The following is a 21,258-nucleotide window of genomic DNA, read 5'->3' as shown; positions in this document are numbered from 1 at the left end:
TATAAACAAAATACATCCCCTGCCGTCTGGCAGAGGATGTAGACTCATATATATGAAGGCATCAGCGAACCGGGGATGCACCCGGATTCCCGATGACGCCGGGATATTGGTACAACAATGGCTCATCAAACGTTGCATAGTCCAGGTTTAGCATCAGCAGAATGGTCCGTTTGCCTGTCGCCGGATCACTAATAATAATGTGATCCCGACCTGCTGCTTCCAGAATGCCTTTGAATATTTTCGCATTCCATTCCCGGTTATTTTCATAGGTCATATAAAAGGTTCCCGTTTTGCCTAAGTTCAAGCGTAAAATATTTTCGATGTATGATTGCTCGTATTGCGGAGTCTGAACCTGCACTACGGTACCCGTTGGTGTCATAGGGCTGCCACTACTTACTTGAGGTGGAAAGCCAGTCATAGGCTGCATGGTTCCCATTGGAGCCATCCCTCTTGGCCATTCGGGATATCCGTTGCCGGAAGCATAAGATACGGGACGGTAAGCTTGCTGTGAAATCATGTAAATTCCTCCTAAAATGGTTTTAATTTAATTCTTCAAGCCATTCTGTAAAGTGTCTAATATACATTAGGACAATCCTGTACAGACGGGCTAAAAAAGCAGTGGGCTTTAAAACGCCCGGTATTGGTCTGGTCATACCAAGTGCCCGGACAGTTTCCTGCTGGTCTGAAAAACCATAATGCATTGGATGCCGGATGTAGCTTTTCTCCATTGATTACACGCTGGGCAAGTCGAATGTCCCGATCACGGGCTTTCTGATAAAAATACCCCTTCTGAGTGGCTTCAAAACCTCCGGGGCTTTGAAACACCATGTCATTCATAAGGCGTATCCCCCGGAAATCTAGGCAATTGGATAAAATTCGGTTCACACCGACATTGCCAACCATGAGCATACCCATCTCGCCTTCACCTTCAGCCTCAGCCCGCATCAGCCGGGCGAGGGTCCTTACATCTTCTGAGTTGGTCTTGATTACAGCCACCGCGTCCCCTCCTCGCTTCTCCATCACATACCCTATCGTATGGTACAAATGCCCAATGGGTGACAGTCCAGAAAAATAAAAAAATAGCCCCAAGACTGGGACTACTCATTCAGGCTTTTATTATGGCTCATAAATCATTTTACGCGTCATGCCACCATCTACTACCAGATTCGTGCCTGTTACAAAATCATTGCCGGGTTGTGTCAAATACAGACAGGCCCGTGCGATGTCCTTAGGGGTTCCTACTCGCCCAGACGGATGCTGTTGATGGTCTTCTGCACGCAGTTGATCATAATCCCCGGTTTCAATCCACCCTGGACTGATGCAATTGACCTGAATCCCGTCCTTTCCTAGCGATATGGCCATCGCGTGTGTAAGGGCCGCAATCGCTCCTTTGGATGCCGCGTAGGCTTCTGTATCCGGCTCTGACATGAAAGCTCGTGTAGAGGTCATATTGACCACAGAGCCACCTTCTGCGTTTCGTTTCATCACCTTAGCTGCTTCCCTAGTGGCAATAAAACAGCTGCGTACGTTTGTATTTAGAATGTCATCCCATTCTGCTATCGTTAACTCATAAGGAGATTTCCATTTGGACACGCCAGCGTTGTTAATTAGCGTATGAATCGTACCGTATTCTTCTTCCGTGGCACGGATTAGCGCTACAATATCTTCTTCCTTCCGCACATCACAAGGAATAAAAATGGCCTGATAGCCCTCGTTCCGGGCCGCTGCAGCGGCTGCTGCACCCTCCTCCTCATTGTGGTCGGCAAATACAACATGGGCACCCTGAGCAGCGTAGGCAAAAGCGACTTCTTTCCCGATGCCATGCGCCGCTCCTGTTACAATAACAACTTGTCCCTCAAATGACACAAATCATTCCTCCTCTGAACTACTCTGTTCTAGTATATATGTACCAAATTGGACTGTACAAGAAACATCTACAGCCCCCTACCCTGGCTTCTCGCAGAAGGCTGTAAATGAATCCAAAAAATAATTAGACTGAATTCTACATTTTAACCTGTTCCAAGCTATAGCGATTAAGTCGCTGAAACCCGATATACCTTGTACCCTGAAAAGTAAGCCGTCCCTCATCCCCTTCAGCGCATTGACCATATTCTTCCCCAGATACCTTAAACTCCATCCGGTCGCCACTTTCCACCTCGAAGGTTACGTAATAGAAAGTATAGGTACGAGTCCCTTGTTCCTCCTGCCGCCTCTGTTGGAGATGTGTCCTTCTGGCTGTAATTCGGGAACCGACCGTCAATACAGGCTGCCTTTTATTCCGACTCCATTCCATGACTTCCCTGCCTGCAGACAACACGACAATACCCAACACGACAACGAAAAATACGGGCAGTACCGTGCCCAGCCAATCGAACATCCATAATGACTCAAAACCCATGCACCGCACTCCTCTCCGCCAGGCATTTCACAGGGAAACTACCGGGCATCCTGACCTGACCTAAGCTTTCTATAACAGTATATGTATGTTCCTGCCCAAATTTGATAGCAACCCTTAAGAACGCCAAGAGCCCCCACGGAATTATCCGGGAGGGCTCAAGATATGGCGATATCAGAATGATACATCGATTTACACATGTACAAGCTGGAGATAACGTTGTGTTTCATCCAGAACTTCATGATTTTCGTCTTCAGCGTAACGCTCTGCACACTGCTTGCAGTCCTCTTCAGTCGTGCAACCATAGGCATCCTGGCAAGTATAACAAAATTGAAGGTAGTATTGGGTTAACATATGATCCTGATTCGCTCTCATGATTATCACTCCTATCATTGTTTACAGGTTTAGTATAACAGCGGCTTATTCGTTAGTTTGTGATTTTTTTCACATAAAGTCGTATAAAATTTAAATTTTTTAAAAATAAAATGCCCTGGGAAAAACACCCCAGGGCAATCACCTTTATAGCGATTATAAAATTCTCCAGTTCGCACCGCCGTCCGTCGTTTTCAGCAGCAGTGACTTCTTGTCATCAAGGCGTTCCAAAAGAAGCCAACCCACCGAAGAAGAAGCGAAACGGAGCTTAACCGATCGTGGGTAGTCTTTTAGCTTCAAAGGTAGCACTTTGTTGCCTGTGAGACTTGTCCACGTCTTCCCCCCATCCATTGTACGGCTCATTCCGGTCTCGGTTATGATCCACCCTTCCTTTTCATTTAAAAACGTACGGCCAGGGATAATAGAATTAATGTTGCTACTCAGACCCAAAGGCACACCGTTCCATTGTGTCCCTGTATCGTTTGTAAACAGTCCGTTATATTTTATGGCCTTATCCCCATAGCAAAGAACTGGAATCCAGTACGAGGCACTGCTCCCTTTCAGAGACTGCTGGGCTTCTGCTTTGGCCTGAGGGCAGCCCTGTATTCTGTTAGCTACCGGAGTCCAGGTTTTCCCTTGGTTCAAAGTCTTGTACAACTTAACACTGTTATCCAGATTGATCGCTACAAACCCCTGATTGTTGGAAGAAAAGCTCATCCCCGCCAGGCTGCCCCGATCGGGTAAACCTGAGCCTGATTTGTTGGATGTCATACCCGAACTTTGCGCAACTTTATTCCATGTGGCTCCCCCGTCAGCGGTGTGATACAACAGTTTTTGTTGATCCTGCTCATTCAGATTTACATATGCCATGATCCAGCCAGTAGTTGGATTTACATATTGAATCGAGCTCACATGGTCCCCGCTTGGAAGCGCTGAAACATCCCAGCTCTGTCCTCCATCTGCTGTTCTCAGAATGACGGTTGCTGTTTTGTCCAAATTTTGACGGACAACCCAACCGTGACGAGAATCAGTGAAACTGATGTCCTTTCCATATTCAAGCTTGTCTTGAAATTGGACGTTTTCGGAGGGGGAAATATTATTCCATGTCTTTCCGCCATCATGAGTATCATAAAGCCGGAGCTCATTATGGGTAACCCCCCAAACTAACCCTTTATTGTTATCAATTAAATGAAAATCTGCTATTCGCGTCTGTACTACATATTTGGCGTTGGGATCGCCCACCTTTGGAGTCACTGGTGGATTAATTGTAATTGTCTGACCCTGGTCATCAGGTTCCTCAATCGGAGGTTTAGTTAACGTATCTGGGGCTTCAGCAGAACAGGCAGTCAGTAGAATGCCCGTCAGCAGCAGTACTCCCCCCAAGAGCGCACGCCAGCGCAGTTTCATATAAAATCCTCCCTCGATGGCATGCTGTAATCACGTGCCAAAAGCTTATCTGAAACAGAATTATACCATAAACGACTCTATGTGACACTTTTCGCGTAATGTCAAAAAAAACCGGACCCTCCACAAAAGTGCAGGATGCCGGCTCTTTTTATACTAGAATTTATTAAGATTTACGGTTCAACAAACTTTTGTGGTATCCATAGAAGAAATAGATCAACAATCCAAGCAGGAGCCACACAATGAATCCAATCCAGGTGCTAATATGAAGCTGAAGCATCAGACCGATGCAAACCAAAGCACTTAAAAGTGGGAGCAACGGAACCCACGGCACGGTAAAGCCTCTTTTCAAATCAGGGCGTTTCTTGCGCAGAACGATAACTCCTACCGATACCACAGCAAAAGCGAATAGGGTTCCAATACTCGTCAGATTGGTCAGTGCATGTAACGGGAACAATCCACTAGCCAATGCGATAATGCTGCCCACCAGCCAAGTGCTTCGAATTGGCGTTTGAGTTTTGGCATTTATTTTAGATAAAAAAACGGGTAAAAGGCCATCACGTGACATGGAGAAAATTAACCGCGTTTGACCATACAAGAGCACCAATAAAACGGTCGTCATCCCCGCAATCGCACCGACTGAAATCAATCCGGCTACGAAATCCTGATGAATAAAGCGGAGAGCAAACGCAACAGGATCACTTACCCCCAACTGCGTATAAGGTACCATTCCCGTTAGCACAACTGAAACCGCAATATACAGTACTGTGCAGATCGCTAGAGAAGAGATAATACCGATGGGCATATTCCGTTGCGGATTGCGAACCTCTTCGGCTGCAGTTGATATGGCGTCGAAACCCAGATAAGCAAAAAATACGATTGCCGCAGCACTCAAAACACCAGAAAATCCATAAGGCAAAAATGGTGTCCAGTTGTCAGGCTTAACATAAAAGATACCGATCCCAATAAATAGCAATACAACTCCGACTTTAACACAAACCATTATTAAATTAAATCGGACCGTCTCCTTGGCTCCGAGACTCAGTAACAATGTGATGAGCATAATGATGCACACGGCTGGTAGATCAATAATGGTTCCCTTGGTCGAATCGAAGGCTGCGGTTAAAGCCAGCGGTAAATGTACATCAAATCCAGCCAGCAAGCCTTGAAAGTAAGCAGACCATCCACTACTCACAGAGGCGGCCGCCACTCCATATTCCAGAATTAGGTCCCACCCCAGTACCCAGGCCAAAATTTCTCCAAATACAATATAACTATACGCATAAGCGCTCCCAGCTGCGGGAACTGTAGATGAAAGCTCCGCATAGCACAAGGCTGCTAGTACGCAGGCAATACCTGCAATAACAAAGGAGAGCATCAATCCAGGACCTGCATTTTCTGCTGCTGCCTTGCCAGTAATAACAAAAATCCCGGTACCGATAATACATCCTACACCTAGCATGGTGAGATCAAAGGCACCCATTGTTCTCTTTAAGCGACCTGTAGATCCGCTTTCCTCATGCGGGAGCAGTCCTGTTTTTTTTCGAAATAAGTCCATATGCCGAATCCTCTTTCCATAATTTCATGCGTCAATATCGGTGCTGCAACGCTTTAGTGCGTGTTCTTATCATTCGATTAATTATTAGCGAGCTCGCCTTTGAAGTCAAGGAAAAATGTCATATTTCTTTGCGGTGGGTTAGTATATAGGGTACACTGAGTTGGAAAGATAAATTTTTAAGTAATATCCCAAAATGAAAAGGTATACAACCCGAGAAGGAGATGAGGATTTTATGAGCTTAAAACCTTACAAACGAAGTAGAGTGGCCATTGTCGGCATGGGAGCGGTTGGCACAACAACCGGCTATACCCTACTTCTGCGCCAACGCATGTCAGAACTTGTCTTTATTGATGTCAACGTCAAAAAGGCGAAGGGGGAAATGCTCGATATGAATCATGGGCTTCCCTTTCTCGGTGGTGTCAAAGTGTGGGCAGGTGATTATGAAGACTGCCGTGATGCAGATATCATTATTGTTACAGCGGGCGCTTCACAAAAGCCGGGAGAAACGCGCATTGATTTACTGAAGCGTAATGCCGAAATTTTTGAAAGTATTATTGATAATATCGTCAAGGTCAATACACATGGCATTTTGCTGATCGCAACCAATCCAGTGGACATTCTCTCCTACATCTCTTGGAAACGCAGTGGTTGGCCTTCAAGCAGAGTCATTGGATCAGGAACGTTGCTGGACAGCGCACGCTTCCGCTATCTGATCGGGAAGCAAAAAGGCATCGATCCACGAAGCATCCACGCCCATATTATTGGAGAACATGGTGACTCTGAGTTACCTGTATGGAGCACAGCCAACGTAGCTGGAACTCCGCTGGAACTGGGTGAAGAAACGAAAAATGAAATTTTTGAAAATACCAAGAATGCTGCCTATGAAATTATAGATGCTAAAGGCGCAACTTCTTATGCTATAGGGCTGGCTCTCGACCGAATCGTAGCCGCCATTCTCGGTGACGAGGGGTCGGTACTTAATGTGTCCACCTTGCTGGAAGATTATAACGGAGTATCTGACGTATATTTAGGTGTTCCAAGTATCGTAGATCACAATGGGGTACGTGAAATTTTGGATCTTCCGCTCAATGACGAGGAACGTGCCAGGTTGCTTCAATCTGCGGACAAGCTGAAAGATCAAATTAGCAAAGTTCATATGTAGATTGGGAACATAAAAGCTAAACAAAACTGGCCTCCACAGCGGTAATATCCGTTGAGAGGCCAGTTATTTTAGTCATTATAATGTAAAAGTTCAATTTGTCGTCTTGCTTTGCATTCGAATTACCAAGGTGGCGTATCGCCATCCTCATTTTCATGCTGGCGTTTCTCTTTTAGCCGCTCAGCCACCGTTTCAAACGATTCAGGTTGGAGCAGCTCAATCGGTGAAAATCCCTTTTCAAACGTAAATGCATCGCCTTCAATAATAAGTGCATATCTATCATGAAGTTTCGTGATGTGCAGCTTGGCGCCAAAGTCGGACAGTAGCCCACGCACGGCCGTATCATCTAGTTTGAAACGAACTTCAATTTCTGGTTTCAGCTCGACAATATGCTGTGCAGCCTCTACGACCTGAAGGGGTTCCCATTTCCCTTGCAAATCCCGTTTTTCGCTAGCCGCCCACAATTCCAGATCACGCTCTTCCTGTTGTCTTTCCTCATTAGATGCATCCGGCCATTTGGTTTCTACATAGTTCTGAACGAAGCCCATGACATGCTCATTGACAATTTCGGGCATGGATTGCTCATAGGTCACGAATTTCAAAAAATCTTCAAAATACCGGGCATGCGAAGACTGGTGAATTTTAAGCTCCCACTCATCGTTCATCCCCTCCTCAAGCATGTAAGGATACATGATGGATTTCATATTACGGGCAGAAATAGCCATTTCGACCTCACTCACCAGACTGCTTTCAGTAATTCTGGCAATTTTAGGTTCAAAATCACATTTAAGCACAAAAATAAACGGATCATCCGAGTGTGTATTCAAGGTAGCCTGTACAATGATCAGCGCTCCGCCGCGTACTGCGCTCGTATCCAGATACATCCGCACCAGATCGTCACAAGCATTTTTAAAATCTTCCTTATCCTCTGCTGCCCGCAGTCGGGCGAACATATTGAAATTCGGATTACTGCTCAATTCATGCTCCGGTTCGACGATAAAGCGGCCGATTTTGGTCGGTGCCTGCTCTGTGCTGGGATTTTTTTCAACCTTCCGCTTGCTAATACGAGTAAATTCCCCGTCCAGAAATTTTTTAACATCGCTTTCGTCATAATCGTAGTCGTCCATTGTAGCGTAATGCTTATAGGACTTACCACCCTGTCCTTCTTTTCCATCTACCTGAATTACAAAAAAAGATAAAAAATCCACTTGAAAGTTCATTTATGTTCCATTCGCTCCTTTTCAGGCATGTACGCGTAATTATATCACTATGATTTTAAAAGGTACATCGGATTCAGAGCCCTATTATTAGATAAGTATTTAGTTAACATAATATATATTATGTTAATATTTTTTTGATTAGATATTATTACCAACTCACAAGTTTAAAGTGAGTACTTTTATCACTATTCTAATTCACGTCCTTAAGGATCATTGGCCTCTTTTTTTCCATGCTCTACTTTCTTCTTGGTTGCAAAAAAACATTTGACTAAATGGTAGTTAATTTATTATATTATCTATTGTTATATAGACAAAAATGAATTTTGTTTATATAAAATGATATTCCAAGGGGCTCGCGCTTTGAAAACAGGAAAGGAGAGTTTGTTGTTGTTTAAAAATCCATATATAAGGACCATTATCGCCTCCAATGCGCTGCTAAATTTGGGCATTTGGGTGCGCAACTTTGCCATACTGTTGTATGTAACAGATTTGACTCATAATGATCCCGTCTACGTATCGCTCATTTCGGTTGCTGAATTCATGCCTATTTTTCTGTTCGCTATCATTGGAGGAACATTTGCGGACCGTTGGCGGCCCAAACGGACTATGATTAGTTGCGATTTGCTATCCGCGGCCTCTATTTTTATTGTCTTGTTGGCATTATGGTACGGGTCATGGCAGATGCTTTTGCTGTCTACTTTCTTTTCGACCATTCTATCTCAATTTTCTCAGCCGTCTGCAATGAAGATATTTAAGCAGCATGTAGCACCAGACCAGCTTCAGGGAGTGATGGCCCTTTTTCAATCTCTCATGGCATTATTTATGGTTATCGGTCCTGTTATCGGTACATTTATTTATCAACACTTTGGAATTTTCATTTCAATGTCTATAACCGGAATATTGTTTCTCATTTCGGCACTTGTCTTGACTCGTATTCCCCAAGATGAACAAGCACTTGAGATAGATGATCAACCCACTCATTTCATTCAAGAGCTTAAAGAAGGAATACGTTATGTATGGAATAACCGCACACTTCGCACGCTTGGGGGAACATTTACCGTAATTGGGCTCGCGGTTGGACTTATTCAACCATTAATGATTTTTGTCGCCATCGAGAACCTTGGACAAAACAAGGAATTCCTGCAATGGCCATTAATGGCGAACGGAGCGGCTATGCTGGTGGGAGGCGGCCTGATTATGGGGGTTGCCAAAAAAGTACAGCCGCAATTGCTGCTGGTGGCCGGACTCTTGGTCAGCACACTGACAACCTGTGGTGTCGGATGGTCGCACAATATTGGGTTGACTATGGCACTACAAGTTTTCAGCGGCCTATTTTATCCTTGCATTCATATCGGTATCAACACGATGATGATGAAAAATGCCGAAGCTGCTTTTATCGGCCGCGTCGGTGGTGCCCTCTCTCCCCTGTTCTCCGGGATGATGGTCGTCGGTATGAGTATCGGCGGAACACTCAAACACGAATCCTCCCTGAACACTGTATATACCGTGAGCGCCGGTTTGTTTTTGGTCGGAGCGATGCTGTTGTTACCATTGCTTCGTGACAGACAGCCTGTACAAGCTGTCATAGCCGATGATTCTGAATAACAGCACAAGAAACCGCCCCTGGAGAGATGATATGGCATCCTCCGGGGCGGTTTCTTAATGTTTGTATCATGATTTCATACGGATTATGACTCTCTTTCTTCATGCTCTTGATTACAATTATAAGGATCATCATTCTCATTTAAAAAACATTGATACTGGGTATACATAATATACATTATGTTAATCTTATGATCCTCATTGTATCGAATTAAAGAAGTCGGCCTTGACTTCAACGCCTGTCCAATCGTATAGTATGGTTATATCTTCAATTAAGGGAGAGATTTTGATGTCGGTGAACGTTCTTAACTAAGCAATTGCATATTCAGGGAGTAACACCAGGCGCTTGCACCCTTCGGGGACAGGTTTGTTTCTTGCTGTGTTGTTATCCTGATATTAGTTAAGAACATGCGGATATCATAAATCGCCTTCGGGATTATCTTCATCCAGGCCTTATTCCGTGCTGTGTTCAGCACGGTTTTTTGTTTTCAGATTTTGTAACTTCCCTTTTAACGTTTCCATTCGATCCAAATAGCTTAGCAAAGAGCTGTTGCGTGAATGAATTGGAAACACGGAACTCGGAACTACAAAAGCTGTATTACAGGCTTATTTGTTGATAAATTCCCTCTTTCCTTAAGGGCGGAGAATGAACGTTTTGTTCATTCTCCGCCCTTTTTTATTTTAATAGCAAGTTTTCCAAAATCCTGACTACACAACTAAAGGAGAGATTTATTCATGAACGAAACTACAATGCTGCGATTGGAATATGATCAAATTAAAACAAGAGTTTCCGAATGTGCTTTTTCTTACCTAGGTAAGCATCACGCTGCTTCTATGTGCCCAATTACTGATATCCGTACCATTAAGATTCGTCTTGACGAAACCAACGAAGCGTTACAGATCATTCGCCACGGAGCAAGCGTCCCTGTTCCTTCGTTGGAAGGAATGGAGCACATTCTTCAACTGCTCGGAACCGGGTATATGTTCAGCGAGCGTGATTTTTCTCATATGGCTCAATTCCTTCGAAGCTGCATTCAACTCATAAAATATATGCATTCCAAGGCGGACGCTGCTCCAACCGTCAGCGCTTATGCATCTTCCATGTATAGCATGGAGCCACTTCTATCCGAAATCGAAAGATGTATTCATTCGGGACGTGTGACGGATATCGCCAGTAAAGAACTAGCTAAAATTCGCAAAAAAATTGCGGTTACTGAAGAACGCATCAAGAGAAAACTTGACTCTCTCACAAGCCGTCACCGATCCATTATGCAGGAAAATATGATTAGTCAGCGCAATGGCCGTTACGTGCTTCCTATCAAAAAAGAATTCCGTAAACAAGTGAAAGGCAATGTACTGGATGAATCGGGAAGTGGTCAGACGGTTTACGTTGAACCTGCCGAAATCACGAATCTGCAATTCGATCAGAGCGCAAACATGGCAGAAGAATCTAAAGAAGAAATGAAAGTGCTGGGAGACCTGACGGCAATGGCCGAGTCATACAACCGGGAACTAAGCATCAATACAGAGACTGTAGGTGTACTGGATTTTTTATTGGCAAAAGCCAAATACGCCATGACTCTGGATGCTGTCCCTGTCGAACTTAACCTTGACGGGATTATAGACATCCAAGGTGCACGTCACCCATTGATGTCCAATACCATGGTGCCGCTTGATTTCTCAATTGGTGAAGGATATTCCTCACTCATCATCACTGGACCGAACACAGGCGGAAAAACGATGGCCCTTAAAAGCGTCGGTCTATTAACACTAATGGTGCAATCTGGGCTACTGGTACCTGTTTTGCATGGTAGCCGAATGGCTGTATTCGAGGAAATTGTGGTAGATATCGGGGATGGACAAAGCATTGAACATGCTTTGAGCACCTTTTCTGCACACATCCGCAACATGATTAGCATTTTAGAAACAACAGGCAACTCTACTCTGATTCTGATTGATGAAATGGCATCCGGCACCGATCCAGGAGAAGGAGTAGGCCTCTCTATCGCGTTGCTAGAAGAATTCCATCGCCGCCGAGCGACAGTAGTGGCTACAACGCACTTTAGCGAAATCAAGCATTTTGCTGAAAACACACCGGGATTTCAGAATGCTCGTATGGAGTTTGATACCGAAACGCTACAACCTTTGTACCGACTTCGCATTGGAGAGGCCGGAGAAAGCTATGCATATGCAATTGCCTTGAAGCTGGGCATGTGGACACGTATTATCGAGCGTTCTGAGGCCATTTCTGCAGGCAGAGCGTCTCGGAATACACAGGAATCGTTTGTTATTCCCCCTTCTGTAGATGATGAAAAGTCTGATGATGCAAATAAGCCTTTCCCTAAAAAAGAGGCTTTAGACCAGACAATCACAAAACGGGGTAAACAAGAAATCCCTCTCAAAACCAAGCCTTTTGCCCTTGGCGATAGTGTTTATGTAGGCTATCTGGATCGAACTGGAATTGTATACAAAACCGAGGATGAACGGGGTAATGTCGGGATTTTGATCCAAGGACAGAAGCTAACCATGAACAAAAAGAGGCTCGTCCTTCACATCGCTGCTACTGAATTGTATCCTGACGACTATGATCTGGATATTGTTTTAGAAACCAAGGAAAACCGCAAAAAACGAAAACTGCTGGGACGTAAGCATGTCGAAGGACTGATGATTGAATCTCCCCCGGAAAATGAAATATAGACGCATGCGTATATTCTCAACTGAAAAATAAGCTATTTTATATTGTCAGTGAAACTTGAATCTGCAAGTGGACACTTGATAAGAGTGATTCACTTGCAGATTTCACCACACTAAAAACATAATATATATTATGTAAACTATATGCTTCCTTATAGACAGGACAAGATAAATCAGACATCGAAATATAACTTTTGTTATCAATCAAGATGATAGGTTTGTTTGTAGTTATATATAGCACCTAGCAAATTCGCTTCATTGCCTAATTTACTTTGCTCAATATCTGCACGCACAAAATTTAAGATCGAATCTAGATAAAGTTTCTCTAGTTCTTCTTTAATAGTAATAACCAGTAAAGGATTTGCAGATATGCCTCCCCCAATTACAAACTTTTCAGGGTCAAGAATCGTTTGCAAATTAATAATTTGTGTTGCGATGTTCCTACAGTATTCTTGAAAAATCGCTTGGACCGTGTGATCACCTTCTTCAATGAGCTTGAATACTTTTTCACCTGTCATAGAATCTGCAGGAAGCCCTTTAGCTTTGGCAACAGTTTTAGATAATACAGAACTACTCCCTTGCATACCAAGCAAATAATCAACATTGTCTGCATACTCATTGTTAGTTCTGATGAAGGAGAATTCCCCAGCCGATAAATGATGGCCTTTCAGCAATTTACCTTGAGAGATGATTCCACCGCCCATTCCGGTTCCAACGACCAGAACAACACCATCAGCGATTCCCTGTAATGAACCACACCATGCTTCTCCCAGAGCAGCGCATTTTCCATCATTTTCAATTGCTACGGGTAAATGAAACGCTTTCTTAAAAACTTCGATCATATTTATATCATTTATATATCTTAATGAACCGCCATGCACCATGTGACCGCTTTCTGAATCCACAATACCTGGCATGCTGACAGCTATACCTTCACATTCATCTATAAACTGATTATGAATTTGCTTCAAAGCTACAAGTAGATTCTCAAGTGAGTCCAATGGAGTTTTAACTTTCCCCTTACACATAAACTCACCTTGAAAATACAAACTAAATTTAATAAAAGAGCCACCAATATCAAAAACCAGTATTTTATTTTTCATGCTACGTATAGTCCTTTCATGATGCAATTTGGGGTCTTATCAATAACGATAATTAACATTATTGCTTTTGTAAATCCATCATTTTTTTATCGTTAATAAGTCACCGTTTTCTTCGTTGGATTTAGTGATAAAACTGGCTGCATTTTTAATGTTCTCACATGCGTTTTTCATAGCAAAACTATATTTTGCTATACTCATAAGTTCCACATCATTTTTACCATCTCCAAAAGACATGGTCGACATCGAAAGTGCCACTATTATTCAGAAAAGTACCATCCTGATCACTTACCACCAGTTTAAACATATATAAATCCTCCCTTAATATATAAGCTCTTTATTAGCCAAGTTTAATTTACGGCTTTTCATTTTCTTTCCATGGATCAACATCAAAATCTCTATTAAAATCTTCAAACATTCGTGCTGCAAGCTTTTGAACATGAGGAGAATGAGCCAAACTACTGATCATGAAGTACATAATGATTAAAATTATGATACATGAGATACCTTCTATCGCCCACACAGTCACACCTCCTTATTCCGTAAATCCAACTTAGTGCCAGAATTTGATCCACTTAATAGGTGCATTGCATATTCTGCATTCTGCACACTTATTAAATTAATTAATTAAACATGTTAATAAAGCGAGTAAAAAAAGCTTCTTTATTAAGTGGACATAGAAAGTTATTCAAAAAAATCATCGATGGAGCGGTAAGGTTTTACTTCCCTAGGCTGCCCGGATAATACTAAGCACCAATAAGTACCAACCCATATAACTGAGCAAAGTAAAATCAGTGAGATCATAGAGTGCCCTCGCTTTCTCTTTTAGGTTACACGTTTACTTTAGCTGATGAAACGCGTTTCAGGTCAAGTGATAATTTCTATTAACCCTTCATAATTCTCTTTTTCAATGTACGATTCACTTGCTAGGAATTGAACAGCATAAAAAGAAGGAAACAATGACGGCAATCGGGGAAAATCTATGCTTGCCTGAGAAGTTAAAACCCCAAAAACGGGAGGGAGTAATGTTGTTCCTGTATAAGCAACTGACATTTGGTATCCCATGAGTTTGGAAGAATTCTCTTTACCAAACCGAGTTGGCGTTTCATGAAGAAGTCCAGGGTAAATCGGTGCAAGTCCTAACCCAATAAGAATAAACCCATTTCTCTCCTCCTCTCCTCTCTTCACTACACATATATACATTATTTAAAGACAATGATCGGACGTTCCAATTCTTTTAGAGTTAACCCTCTCAACCCTGTTTTAAAATCTTCATAAAATAAATCTGAGAGTATAACGTCAGGATACAAAGGCATCTTATGCTTAGATTTGTAGGATTCTAAAAAATGAAAGAAAGACACTTCTTCTGTATTCTCTCTATAGATCACAATTCGGTCAGGATCAAATACAGATTGTAATATTCGGATAATTTCACATATACTATTAAAGAAAACTTCCGTTCCTTTGCTTTCATCCCAAACTATCGACGGAATGAATTTGATTTCACCAGCCAATCCATGTTTGCCTTTTAACACCCCATTTCGCAAATAAATTCCCATCCCTGGTGGAGAATTCTCAGGAAAATAAATAGCCAGCACACATTGATCTTCATCTATTTGTTTTCTATAGACGTATCCACATACAGCAGCATTTACGTCATTCTCCACAATAACCGGCAAACCAAATTTGCTTTGCACATCCTCTGCCAACCGAATTCCATTTAACCTTTCATGACTGCTGACTGTAATTTCTCCATTTACAGATTGTCCCGGGATTCCTATACCAATAACTTTGATGGAGGGATAGTGAGAAATGATGTCTTGAATCGTGGAATAAAATTGTGTAGCATTAAAAATTTGAAAGGGATGCTCTTCTTTCATTAGAACGTCCTCATTTAAATTAACTATCGTGGTATTGACAACATCCGTCCCTTGTTTTTCATTAATATGTATGATCAGTGCTAGACTATACTCATAATTAAAACGATAGGTTAACGCATGCCTGCCTCCGTTTGAAGGGACAATTTCATCTTCAAATATTTCTCCATTATTAAGCAATTCCTGCATAAGCGTATTGATAGTTACCACACTTAAATCAGTTAATGCGGCTAGTTGGGGTTTTGTTGTCTTATTGATCTGTTTCAATACTTTTCGAACCAGGTTCAGATTTATTTCTTTAATTAAATTTGTATTAGCTTTTTCCATACATAGCACCTTCTTTCTATAAAATCATGAAAGCACTTCATAAACCATGTTTATAAAGCACTTTTACTAATTTTGCAGCAAAATATTACCTTAGTCAAGGCAATATCGTACTAGCCTTTATTTCACCATTGCTTTCCAGCTTATTCTGAATTATTCTAATGCTAATCATAAGACGATCGCTAAAATAAGGAGGCTAATCAATTGAAGAATGCTGTTGAAGAACTGGCAAGGATCATCGAGGATTATGAAAAAGAATTTTTTTCGATCACAGAACATGAATTTAATGCCAAACCGTTCTCGGAGAAATGGTCCAAAAAAAGAAATACTGGGACATCTGTGCGACTCCGCTTCTAAAAATCAGCGAAGATTTATCATGATTAAGCATTCAACATCCCCTATCAAAATTGAATCGTATGCGCAAAATGAATGGGTGGCAGCTAATCAGTATCAGGAAGTGTTCTCTTACGTGGATGTCATACATCTATGGAAACTATTGAATAAGCAAATCATAAATGTATTAAACTCATGTACATCATTCGATTCTAAGAAAAGATTTCAAAAAGATGACCACTCCACCGAAACATTACAGTGGCTAGTCGACGATTATATTCAGCATTTGCGGCATCATTTGGAGCAAATCATTCAAAAACAAGACTAACGCTATGAAAAAGAATACTACGTTCATGATCGTAATGACCTAAAGCCGTTGATGTGATTTTCAAGTCAGGATGTAATTCTGCCCAATGAGTTTACATAATAATTATTATGTAAACTCATTTTTATTTAATCTCAACTTTCATGTTATACTCACAATCCTGATATTGGTATCTGAATATCCAGCTTATCCATTGCTTTTTCTTTTTCCCGATCAGTGACATGTGTATATACTGTGGTTGTCTGAATGGATGAATGCCCCAGTAGCTCCTGCACGGTACGCAGATCTGCTCCCTTACGTAATAGCATTGTCGCAAATGTATGTCTCAGCTTATGGCTGGAATATGCCTCCCGGCGTTCCATACTCTTATCTTGCTGGAATCGTTCGAACGTTTCTGTAGCGATCTGTTGAATGGTGCGCACTGCCAGACGGCGGCCTTTTTGGGATACGAACATCGCATCCTCTTTACCTCTCCACGGCGTCAATCTTTCCTCCAACGCATGCTCTACAAAATCACACACGGCTTCTGGTACCGGGAGAGTACGCCACTTACGTCCTTTACCGAACACATCTAAGGTACGTCTTTCTCGGCTGTAATCCGAGACATTCAATGAATGAACCTCCCCCACCCGCAATCCCATGTAGACCATCAGCAGAAAAATAGCCATATTACGATTTGCATATTTCCCCTCCACCGCGAGCAAAAACGGATGAATATCCTTTTCATCCAGATAGACGGGCATACGATTCTTTTCAGTCTTTGCTTTTTTAATTCCCGCTGCCGGATTTGTGCTGCATAACTCAAATTCCTGTAGCGCTTTAAAAAAACTATTCACCGCTGCATGCTTCCGGTTCCGCGTACTATCTCCGGCGCCTCCCTCCCGCGCTTTAGACAAATACGACATAACATGAATCTTCTTCACCTGATCGAGTGGTTTTTCACGCAACGTCCGTAAAAACTGCTTCACATCCCCCATATAATTTTTTTGCGTATGTATCGTATATCCTGCATCCTTCATACAGATCAAAAAAGCTTCCAGCTCCTCAGTATATATTTCATCAATTTCTTCAGTTGTATCGAGCTCCACATGTCGCATCTCTTTTTTCATCTCGCTCGCCTCCAATTCAGTTCATATTCCGAAATATACTGTAAAACGATCATTTTCGTCTGATTTTTATCGACAATCCAATCGACATCTTATGCAGGAGGGATTCTAAAAGTCGTTTTAAACCAAAACAGCGTATAATTTATATTATACGCTGTTTTTTTAGTGCTTTTCAAGGGCAAATAGAGCGTTTTTCCTCTTGTCCAGCCTAGTATCGCCTTCAAGCAGACATTTCAAATCACTTAACGGCGTGACATAGGGTCAGAGGGGGGCGATCCCACAATGTAGACAAATTAAAACACGCTCAAGAAAAGTTCACCTAATGTAATTCATTCATATCCAAAACAAAACTAAATAGCCAATAGTCTTGCATGCGGCACCACTTCTCTACTTCATCAGCAAGCTGGGGGGCGCTGCTCTCGATCGGTAGCAGTCAAAATCGCCATAGATCCAGCTTCTGGGCAAATTTCGAGCAGTGTGTAGAAACAGTCTTGTTCACAGGAAAAGTATGGACTGGCCTGCCTGACGGTAAATTTCTACTGGACGCCTACATAACTTTTCATTTAAACTATTAAAAATTAATTTTCGAAAGAGTGAGATTACAACGACAGCACGAGGCTCCAGCACCCGGATCTTACACACGAAAATACAAACATCATTTTCCGTCAGCCGAAACCCTGATTAATAACTACATAATAATTATTATGTAAACTACGATTGGAGGATGATTGTATGATTAACAAATTGTACTGGTTACCGATCGGTCAGCTTGATATTGATCGTTCCTCACTCAACCATCATGCACAGCCCGGTGAACTGGTGCGCCTGCAAATCTGGTCGTATCTGCTGGAGACAGATCACGGTCCGATTCTCATTGATACCGGTATGCCGGATTCGTTTATCGACAATCCAAATTATTTTAAAAGTACACCGTTTGAAGGGCGCTTCATTCCCCATATGTCAGCCGATGATAGTATCGTGGCTGTACTGGATCGGATCGGCTATCACCCGGACGATATCCATGCCATCGTAATCTCTCATATGCATATGGATCATGCAGGAGGCAATCCGCATTTTCCGAATACACCGATTTATGTGCAGCAGACCGAAGCAGACGCTGCGATCGGTAATCTGGAGTATGCGCCACCGGAATGCGTGCAGGCGGACTTGAATTACCGACTGCTTCAAGGGGATCATGAGCTGGTTCCAGGTTTGCAACTGTTCTATACTCCGGGGCATTCGCCGGGTCATCAGTCCGCGCTGGTCACAACAAAGGAATCGGGTCCGGTCATGCTGACGATTGATGTTGCCTACACGCAGGAGAATTACGCAAACGACGTGCCGTTTGACAGCTTTAACCGTGAACAGGCACGCCAGTCAATCGCCCGCATTCAGCAGATTGTGCAGGAGGTTAAGCCGAATCTGTTGTTCTTCGGTCATGATCCTGAGCAGGTAGTCGTTCAGCCGGTATATCCACAATACAAATAATGTTGATAAAGCAGCTATTTCTCCACCATTCCGGATCTTTTCAGTACGGGGTATGATGAAATTGGTATTATGAATGCACACAAAATAGACGTATCCGGAGCCGTGCTTCATTCGGATCATGGCTACCAGTATACGTCTATGACCGTACAACACAGGACTTGAAAAGTTCAGCCTCAAAGGCAAGCGGTGCGGACTGGCAGAATAGTCGTAATTCGGCTAGCTCCCCTCATGATCTCAATTTCTTCATCCGATTTTTAAATAATCATTATTGTATCTCCTCACTTCCAAAATGTTATAGCCTCTTATTCTTTTCTTTTCATTAGGTAGTTGTAATGACTCCGACATTTAGAACTGCAAAATTTGGTTAACTGAGCTCGCTAATATGGAATAAACCAATGATTGCATTGAATACAACTTTGCAGTTCTAGTTGCTCCCCTCCATAGCTTTTAGCAAACTGATAAGTGATTCCATATACATTCGCTTTAACTGGTCGGGTTCATCTATAAATTCTGTATGTAAAATGCTGATCTTCAGAAACCTAGCTAACTTTTAAGCGCACAAGTTGATTTTCTGCAAATACACAATTGATCCTTTGTATTAACTCGCTATTAAGCCCCTGCTTGTTCAGAACAGCCTGAGCAATATCCAATACGCCCCTTACTTACAAATATTTCAAATGGATTAATACACTTAATCCGTTTATATCAAAAAAACAATTATATACATGAAGTTAATTACGCCTAATCCCCTGTTATCGCTAGCATCAGGAAGTATATCTAAGAACTCATGGGGTGAGTCGCTGTCGATACGGCATGGATGATGAGAAAAAGCAATTTGCTGTCTCGCTCCGTTTTCCCTTGATCATCCAGCACGATATACTTAAAGAAGTCGAAAGGCAAACTTAAAATCAGCCTATGCTCATTTCAAAAATGTAGGTTTATTCATGACAAAGGGAGTGTTCATTTATTTATGAGTACCGAAATGCTGGAACGTCGAAGTGAAATTCTAAAACGAAACATCCATCAGTTGCTGGTTCAGGAAAATCAACACGGCGTGACACGTCAGGAAAATTACACGTTGCATAAAATGATCAGAGAGCTGCATCAAACCTCTCATGCCTTGAATACTTCCCGTTGAGATGAAAGGCTGCTAAATTAAATGAAACAAATAACCTTCAGCCCCACTTCCTTAGTGGTGTTGAAGGTTATTTGTTTGCGTAGCCTTAATTGACAGGTGGTACTCTTTCGTGACGTTACCCTTTGGAGCGACTCAACAGGTATAAGAAGTATGGCGCACCAATGATGGCTACAATTAAACCTGTCGGGATTTCTTTCTGTAAAGGTAAGGATCGTGTGATCGTATCCGCTACAAGTACCAGGAGTGCTCCGACTAAAGCACAGGTTACCAGCAGCATTTTATGCTTCGGCCCCACCAGCTTTCTCGCCAAATGTGGAGCCACCAAACCGACAAAGCCGATACCGCCACTAACCGAAACACTAGAACTGGCCAATCCAACCGCAGCAGCGAGAAGGAGAATACGTTCCTTTTCGATAGCTGTACCCAACCCCGATGCCGTCTGATCTCCCAGATTAAGCACATTCATCACATTTGCTTTGTAGTATGCGAAAGGAAGCAATACAATCAGCCAAGGCAACAGAGCCATCACGAATTTCCAGTTTGAGCCCCAGATGCTTCCTGCTAACCAATTAGCTACAAACGTGTAACTTTCGGGTGTCAGCTTAAGAGTCATAATGATCATCGCAGCACTGATACCCGCCGCTACGCCAATTCCGCTCAGCAGTAGCCTTGTCGGAGAAATTCCTTCACCTTTCTTGTAAGAAAGCGCGTAGATGAGAATAGCAGCTGCTCCTGATCCAATCAGTGCAAGAGCGGGAAGTAAAAACAATGAATTCGTAGTTTGCATAGATGGAAAAAGCAATACAAACAGCATGACCATCAACCCGGCGCCTGCATTAATGCCTAGAATACCAGGGTCCGCTAGGCCGTTACGCGAAACTCCCTGCATGATGCAGCCAGAAACAGCGAGACCTGCACCGATAAGAAGGGAAATAACCATTCGTGGCAATCGGAATTCAAATAGGATTAATTCCTGCTGTGGAGTCCCTTGTCCAAACAAGGTTCTAAATAGCTCCATTGGCGAAAGCCGGATGGTTCCCGTATTCGCACTTATGGTGAACGCAGCAATGAGCAATACGAGCAGAATGACTACAACCATCCAATCATGTATTTTTTTACGATGACTAGCTTTGGCAATAGCCCCATTCGTAACGTTATTCATC

21 protein-coding genes and 1 pseudogene are annotated in these 21,258 nt (G+C 42.6%); 7 read left to right on the top strand and 15 right to left on the bottom strand.

Annotation, left to right across the window (positions count from 1 at the left end; genetic code table 11):
- Positions 1 to 61 precede the first annotated feature (61 nt).
- The 7 genes from gerQ to ACL9RM_RS15270 form a co-directional block, all read right to left on the bottom strand.
- The gene (gene gerQ, locus ACL9RM_RS15300) at positions 62 to 517 is read right to left on the bottom strand and encodes a spore coat protein GerQ (protein WP_061828284.1); all 456 of its coding nucleotides are present in this window, start codon (positions 515 to 517) and stop codon (positions 62 to 64) included.
- Positions 518 to 573: 56 nt separating this feature from the next.
- Complete coding sequence (locus tag ACL9RM_RS15295; protein WP_061828283.1) at positions 574 to 996, bottom strand: cell wall hydrolase; 423 nt, start codon at positions 994 to 996, stop codon at positions 574 to 576.
- A gap of 120 nt (positions 997 to 1,116) precedes the next feature.
- On the bottom strand, positions 1,117 to 1,866 hold the full coding sequence (locus tag ACL9RM_RS15290; RefSeq protein ID WP_250261242.1) for an SDR family NAD(P)-dependent oxidoreductase: 750 nt from the start codon (positions 1,864 to 1,866) through the stop codon (positions 1,117 to 1,119).
- Between the two features lie 136 nt (positions 1,867 to 2,002).
- Positions 2,003 to 2,398, bottom strand: a complete 396-nt coding sequence (locus ACL9RM_RS15285; protein ID WP_013371386.1) for a DUF2500 domain-containing protein — start codon at positions 2,396 to 2,398, stop codon at positions 2,003 to 2,005.
- A 189-nt stretch (positions 2,399 to 2,587) separates the two neighbouring features.
- Positions 2,588 to 2,770 carry a hypothetical protein gene (locus tag ACL9RM_RS15280; RefSeq protein WP_061828281.1) on the bottom strand — a complete coding sequence of 61 codons (183 nt, stop codon included), beginning with the start codon at positions 2,768 to 2,770 and terminating at the stop codon, positions 2,588 to 2,590.
- A gap of 153 nt (positions 2,771 to 2,923) precedes the next feature.
- A complete protein-coding gene (locus ACL9RM_RS15275) occupies positions 2,924 to 4,174 on the bottom strand; it encodes a WD40/YVTN/BNR-like repeat-containing protein (RefSeq protein ID WP_061828280.1) in 1,251 nt (416 codons plus the stop codon).
- A gap of 163 nt (positions 4,175 to 4,337) precedes the next feature.
- Complete coding sequence (locus ACL9RM_RS15270) at positions 4,338 to 5,729, bottom strand: amino acid permease (protein WP_076295092.1); 1,392 nt, start codon at positions 5,727 to 5,729, stop codon at positions 4,338 to 4,340.
- Between the two features lie 232 nt (positions 5,730 to 5,961).
- Here ACL9RM_RS15270 and ACL9RM_RS15265 point away from each other — a divergent pair, with 232 nt between their 5' ends.
- Complete coding sequence (locus ACL9RM_RS15265; RefSeq protein WP_013310450.1) at positions 5,962 to 6,891, top strand: L-lactate dehydrogenase; 930 nt, start codon at positions 5,962 to 5,964, stop codon at positions 6,889 to 6,891.
- Positions 6,892 to 7,010: 119 nt separating this feature from the next.
- On the opposite strand, the gene ACL9RM_RS15260 is transcribed toward ACL9RM_RS15265, so the two are convergent.
- A complete protein-coding gene (locus tag ACL9RM_RS15260) occupies positions 7,011 to 8,108 on the bottom strand; it encodes a DUF3900 domain-containing protein (protein ID WP_069289650.1) in 1,098 nt (365 codons plus the stop codon).
- A gap of 387 nt (positions 8,109 to 8,495) precedes the next feature.
- On the opposite strand from ACL9RM_RS15260, the gene ACL9RM_RS15255 reads away from it, so the two are divergent.
- A complete protein-coding gene (locus ACL9RM_RS15255; RefSeq protein WP_250268470.1) occupies positions 8,496 to 9,713 on the top strand; it encodes an MFS transporter in 1,218 nt (405 codons plus the stop codon).
- A gap of 732 nt (positions 9,714 to 10,445) precedes the next feature.
- Positions 10,446 to 12,407 (top strand): endonuclease MutS2, encoded by a 1,962-nt coding sequence (locus ACL9RM_RS15250; protein WP_250268471.1) that lies wholly within the window; start codon positions 10,446 to 10,448, stop codon positions 12,405 to 12,407.
- A 197-nt stretch (positions 12,408 to 12,604) separates the two neighbouring features.
- Here the strand turns inward: ACL9RM_RS15250 and ACL9RM_RS15245 are convergent, their stop codons facing one another.
- The 5 genes and pseudogenes from ACL9RM_RS15245 to ACL9RM_RS15225 form a co-directional block, all read right to left on the bottom strand.
- Positions 12,605 to 13,507: an ROK family protein gene (locus ACL9RM_RS15245; protein ID WP_061828276.1), complete on the bottom strand. Its 903-nt coding sequence runs from the start codon at positions 13,505 to 13,507 to the stop codon at positions 12,605 to 12,607.
- Between the two features lie 78 nt (positions 13,508 to 13,585).
- Positions 13,586 to 13,750, bottom strand: coding sequence for an HAD hydrolase family protein (locus ACL9RM_RS15240; RefSeq protein WP_237166251.1), 165 nt, complete (start codon positions 13,748 to 13,750; stop codon positions 13,586 to 13,588).
- 109 nt (positions 13,751 to 13,859) lie between these two features.
- Positions 13,860 to 14,027, bottom strand: coding sequence for a hypothetical protein (locus ACL9RM_RS15235; protein ID WP_172828244.1), 168 nt, complete (start codon positions 14,025 to 14,027; stop codon positions 13,860 to 13,862).
- Between the two features lie 403 nt (positions 14,028 to 14,430).
- A pseudogene (locus tag ACL9RM_RS15230) lies at positions 14,431 to 14,665 on the bottom strand (MFS transporter); the annotation flags it as partial.
- Between the two features lie 41 nt (positions 14,666 to 14,706).
- Positions 14,707 to 15,708, bottom strand: coding sequence for an ROK family protein (locus ACL9RM_RS15225; protein ID WP_250268473.1), 1,002 nt, complete (start codon positions 15,706 to 15,708; stop codon positions 14,707 to 14,709).
- A gap of 201 nt (positions 15,709 to 15,909) precedes the next feature.
- Here ACL9RM_RS15225 and ACL9RM_RS15220 point away from each other — a divergent pair, with 201 nt between their 5' ends.
- Together ACL9RM_RS15220 and ACL9RM_RS15215 are read left to right on the top strand one after the other, a co-directional pair.
- Positions 15,910 to 16,062, top strand: coding sequence for a hypothetical protein (locus tag ACL9RM_RS15220; protein ID WP_250268474.1), 153 nt, complete (start codon positions 15,910 to 15,912; stop codon positions 16,060 to 16,062).
- Positions 16,063 to 16,081: 19 nt separating this feature from the next.
- Positions 16,082 to 16,366, top strand: a complete 285-nt coding sequence (locus tag ACL9RM_RS15215; protein WP_250268475.1) for a hypothetical protein — start codon at positions 16,082 to 16,084, stop codon at positions 16,364 to 16,366.
- A 149-nt stretch (positions 16,367 to 16,515) separates the two neighbouring features.
- Here the strand turns inward: ACL9RM_RS15215 and ACL9RM_RS15210 are convergent, their stop codons facing one another.
- Entirely contained in the window at positions 16,516 to 17,472 is a 957-nt protein-coding gene (locus tag ACL9RM_RS15210) for a tyrosine-type recombinase/integrase (RefSeq protein WP_250268476.1), read from the bottom strand.
- 729 nt (positions 17,473 to 18,201) lie between these two features.
- Between ACL9RM_RS15210 and aiiA the strand changes: the two genes are divergently transcribed.
- Positions 18,202 to 18,957: a quorum-quenching N-acyl homoserine lactonase AiiA gene (gene aiiA / locus ACL9RM_RS15205; RefSeq protein ID WP_250261238.1), complete on the top strand. Its 756-nt coding sequence runs from the start codon at positions 18,202 to 18,204 to the stop codon at positions 18,955 to 18,957.
- Between the two features lie 970 nt (positions 18,958 to 19,927).
- Entirely contained in the window at positions 19,928 to 20,095 is a 168-nt protein-coding gene (locus ACL9RM_RS15200; RefSeq protein ID WP_007432475.1) for a hypothetical protein, read from the top strand.
- Between the two features lie 115 nt (positions 20,096 to 20,210).
- Here the strand turns inward: ACL9RM_RS15200 and ACL9RM_RS15195 are convergent, their stop codons facing one another.
- Complete coding sequence (locus ACL9RM_RS15195; RefSeq protein ID WP_061828269.1) at positions 20,211 to 21,257, bottom strand: FecCD family ABC transporter permease; 1,047 nt, start codon at positions 21,255 to 21,257, stop codon at positions 20,211 to 20,213.
- Position 21,258: the final 1 nt, after the last annotated feature.

Origin of the sequence: Paenibacillus sp. S29 (genome assembly GCF_049319765.1) — a bacterium.
Lineage (GTDB): Bacteria > Bacillota > Bacilli > Paenibacillales > Paenibacillaceae > Paenibacillus > Paenibacillus polymyxa_B.
The sequence above is the reverse complement of the archived record's forward strand: the minus strand, read 5'-3'. Positions and strand labels throughout refer to the sequence as shown.

Bases quoted from the DNA above. Each gene is read 5' to 3' on its own strand.
- ACL9RM_RS15275 (WP_061828280.1), bottom strand. From the start codon at position 4,174: ATGAAACTGCGCTGGCGTGCGCTCTTGGGGGGAGTACTGCTGCTGACG.
- ACL9RM_RS15280 (WP_061828281.1), bottom strand. From the start codon at position 2,770: ATGAGAGCGAATCAGGATCATATGTTAACCCAATACTACCTTCAATTT.
- ACL9RM_RS15210 (WP_250268476.1), bottom strand. From the start codon at position 17,472: ATGAAAAAAGAGATGCGACATGTGGAGCTCGATACAACTGAAGAAATT.
- ACL9RM_RS15195 (WP_061828269.1), bottom strand. From the start codon at position 21,257: ATGAATAACGTTACGAATGGGGCTATTGCCAAAGCTAGTCATCGTAAA.
- ACL9RM_RS15245 (WP_061828276.1), bottom strand. From the start codon at position 13,507: ATGAAAAATAAAATACTGGTTTTTGATATTGGTGGCTCTTTTATTAAA.
- ACL9RM_RS15225 (WP_250268473.1), bottom strand. From the start codon at position 15,708: ATGGAAAAAGCTAATACAAATTTAATTAAAGAAATAAATCTGAACCTG.
- ACL9RM_RS15265 (WP_013310450.1), top strand. From the start codon at position 5,962: ATGAGCTTAAAACCTTACAAACGAAGTAGAGTGGCCATTGTCGGCATG.
- aiiA (WP_250261238.1), top strand. From the start codon at position 18,202: ATGATTAACAAATTGTACTGGTTACCGATCGGTCAGCTTGATATTGAT.
- ACL9RM_RS15240 (WP_237166251.1), bottom strand. From the start codon at position 13,750: ATGTCGACCATGTCTTTTGGAGATGGTAAAAATGATGTGGAACTTATG.
- ACL9RM_RS15260 (WP_069289650.1), bottom strand. From the start codon at position 8,108: ATGAACTTTCAAGTGGATTTTTTATCTTTTTTTGTAATTCAGGTAGAT.
- ACL9RM_RS15200 (WP_007432475.1), top strand. From the start codon at position 19,928: ATGAGTACCGAAATGCTGGAACGTCGAAGTGAAATTCTAAAACGAAAC.
- ACL9RM_RS15270 (WP_076295092.1), bottom strand. From the start codon at position 5,729: ATGGACTTATTTCGAAAAAAAACAGGACTGCTCCCGCATGAGGAAAGC.
- ACL9RM_RS15285 (WP_013371386.1), bottom strand. From the start codon at position 2,398: ATGGGTTTTGAGTCATTATGGATGTTCGATTGGCTGGGCACGGTACTG.
- ACL9RM_RS15250 (WP_250268471.1), top strand. From the start codon at position 10,446: ATGAACGAAACTACAATGCTGCGATTGGAATATGATCAAATTAAAACA.
- gerQ (WP_061828284.1), bottom strand. From the start codon at position 517: ATGATTTCACAGCAAGCTTACCGTCCCGTATCTTATGCTTCCGGCAAC.
- ACL9RM_RS15215 (WP_250268475.1), top strand. From the start codon at position 16,082: ATGATTAAGCATTCAACATCCCCTATCAAAATTGAATCGTATGCGCAA.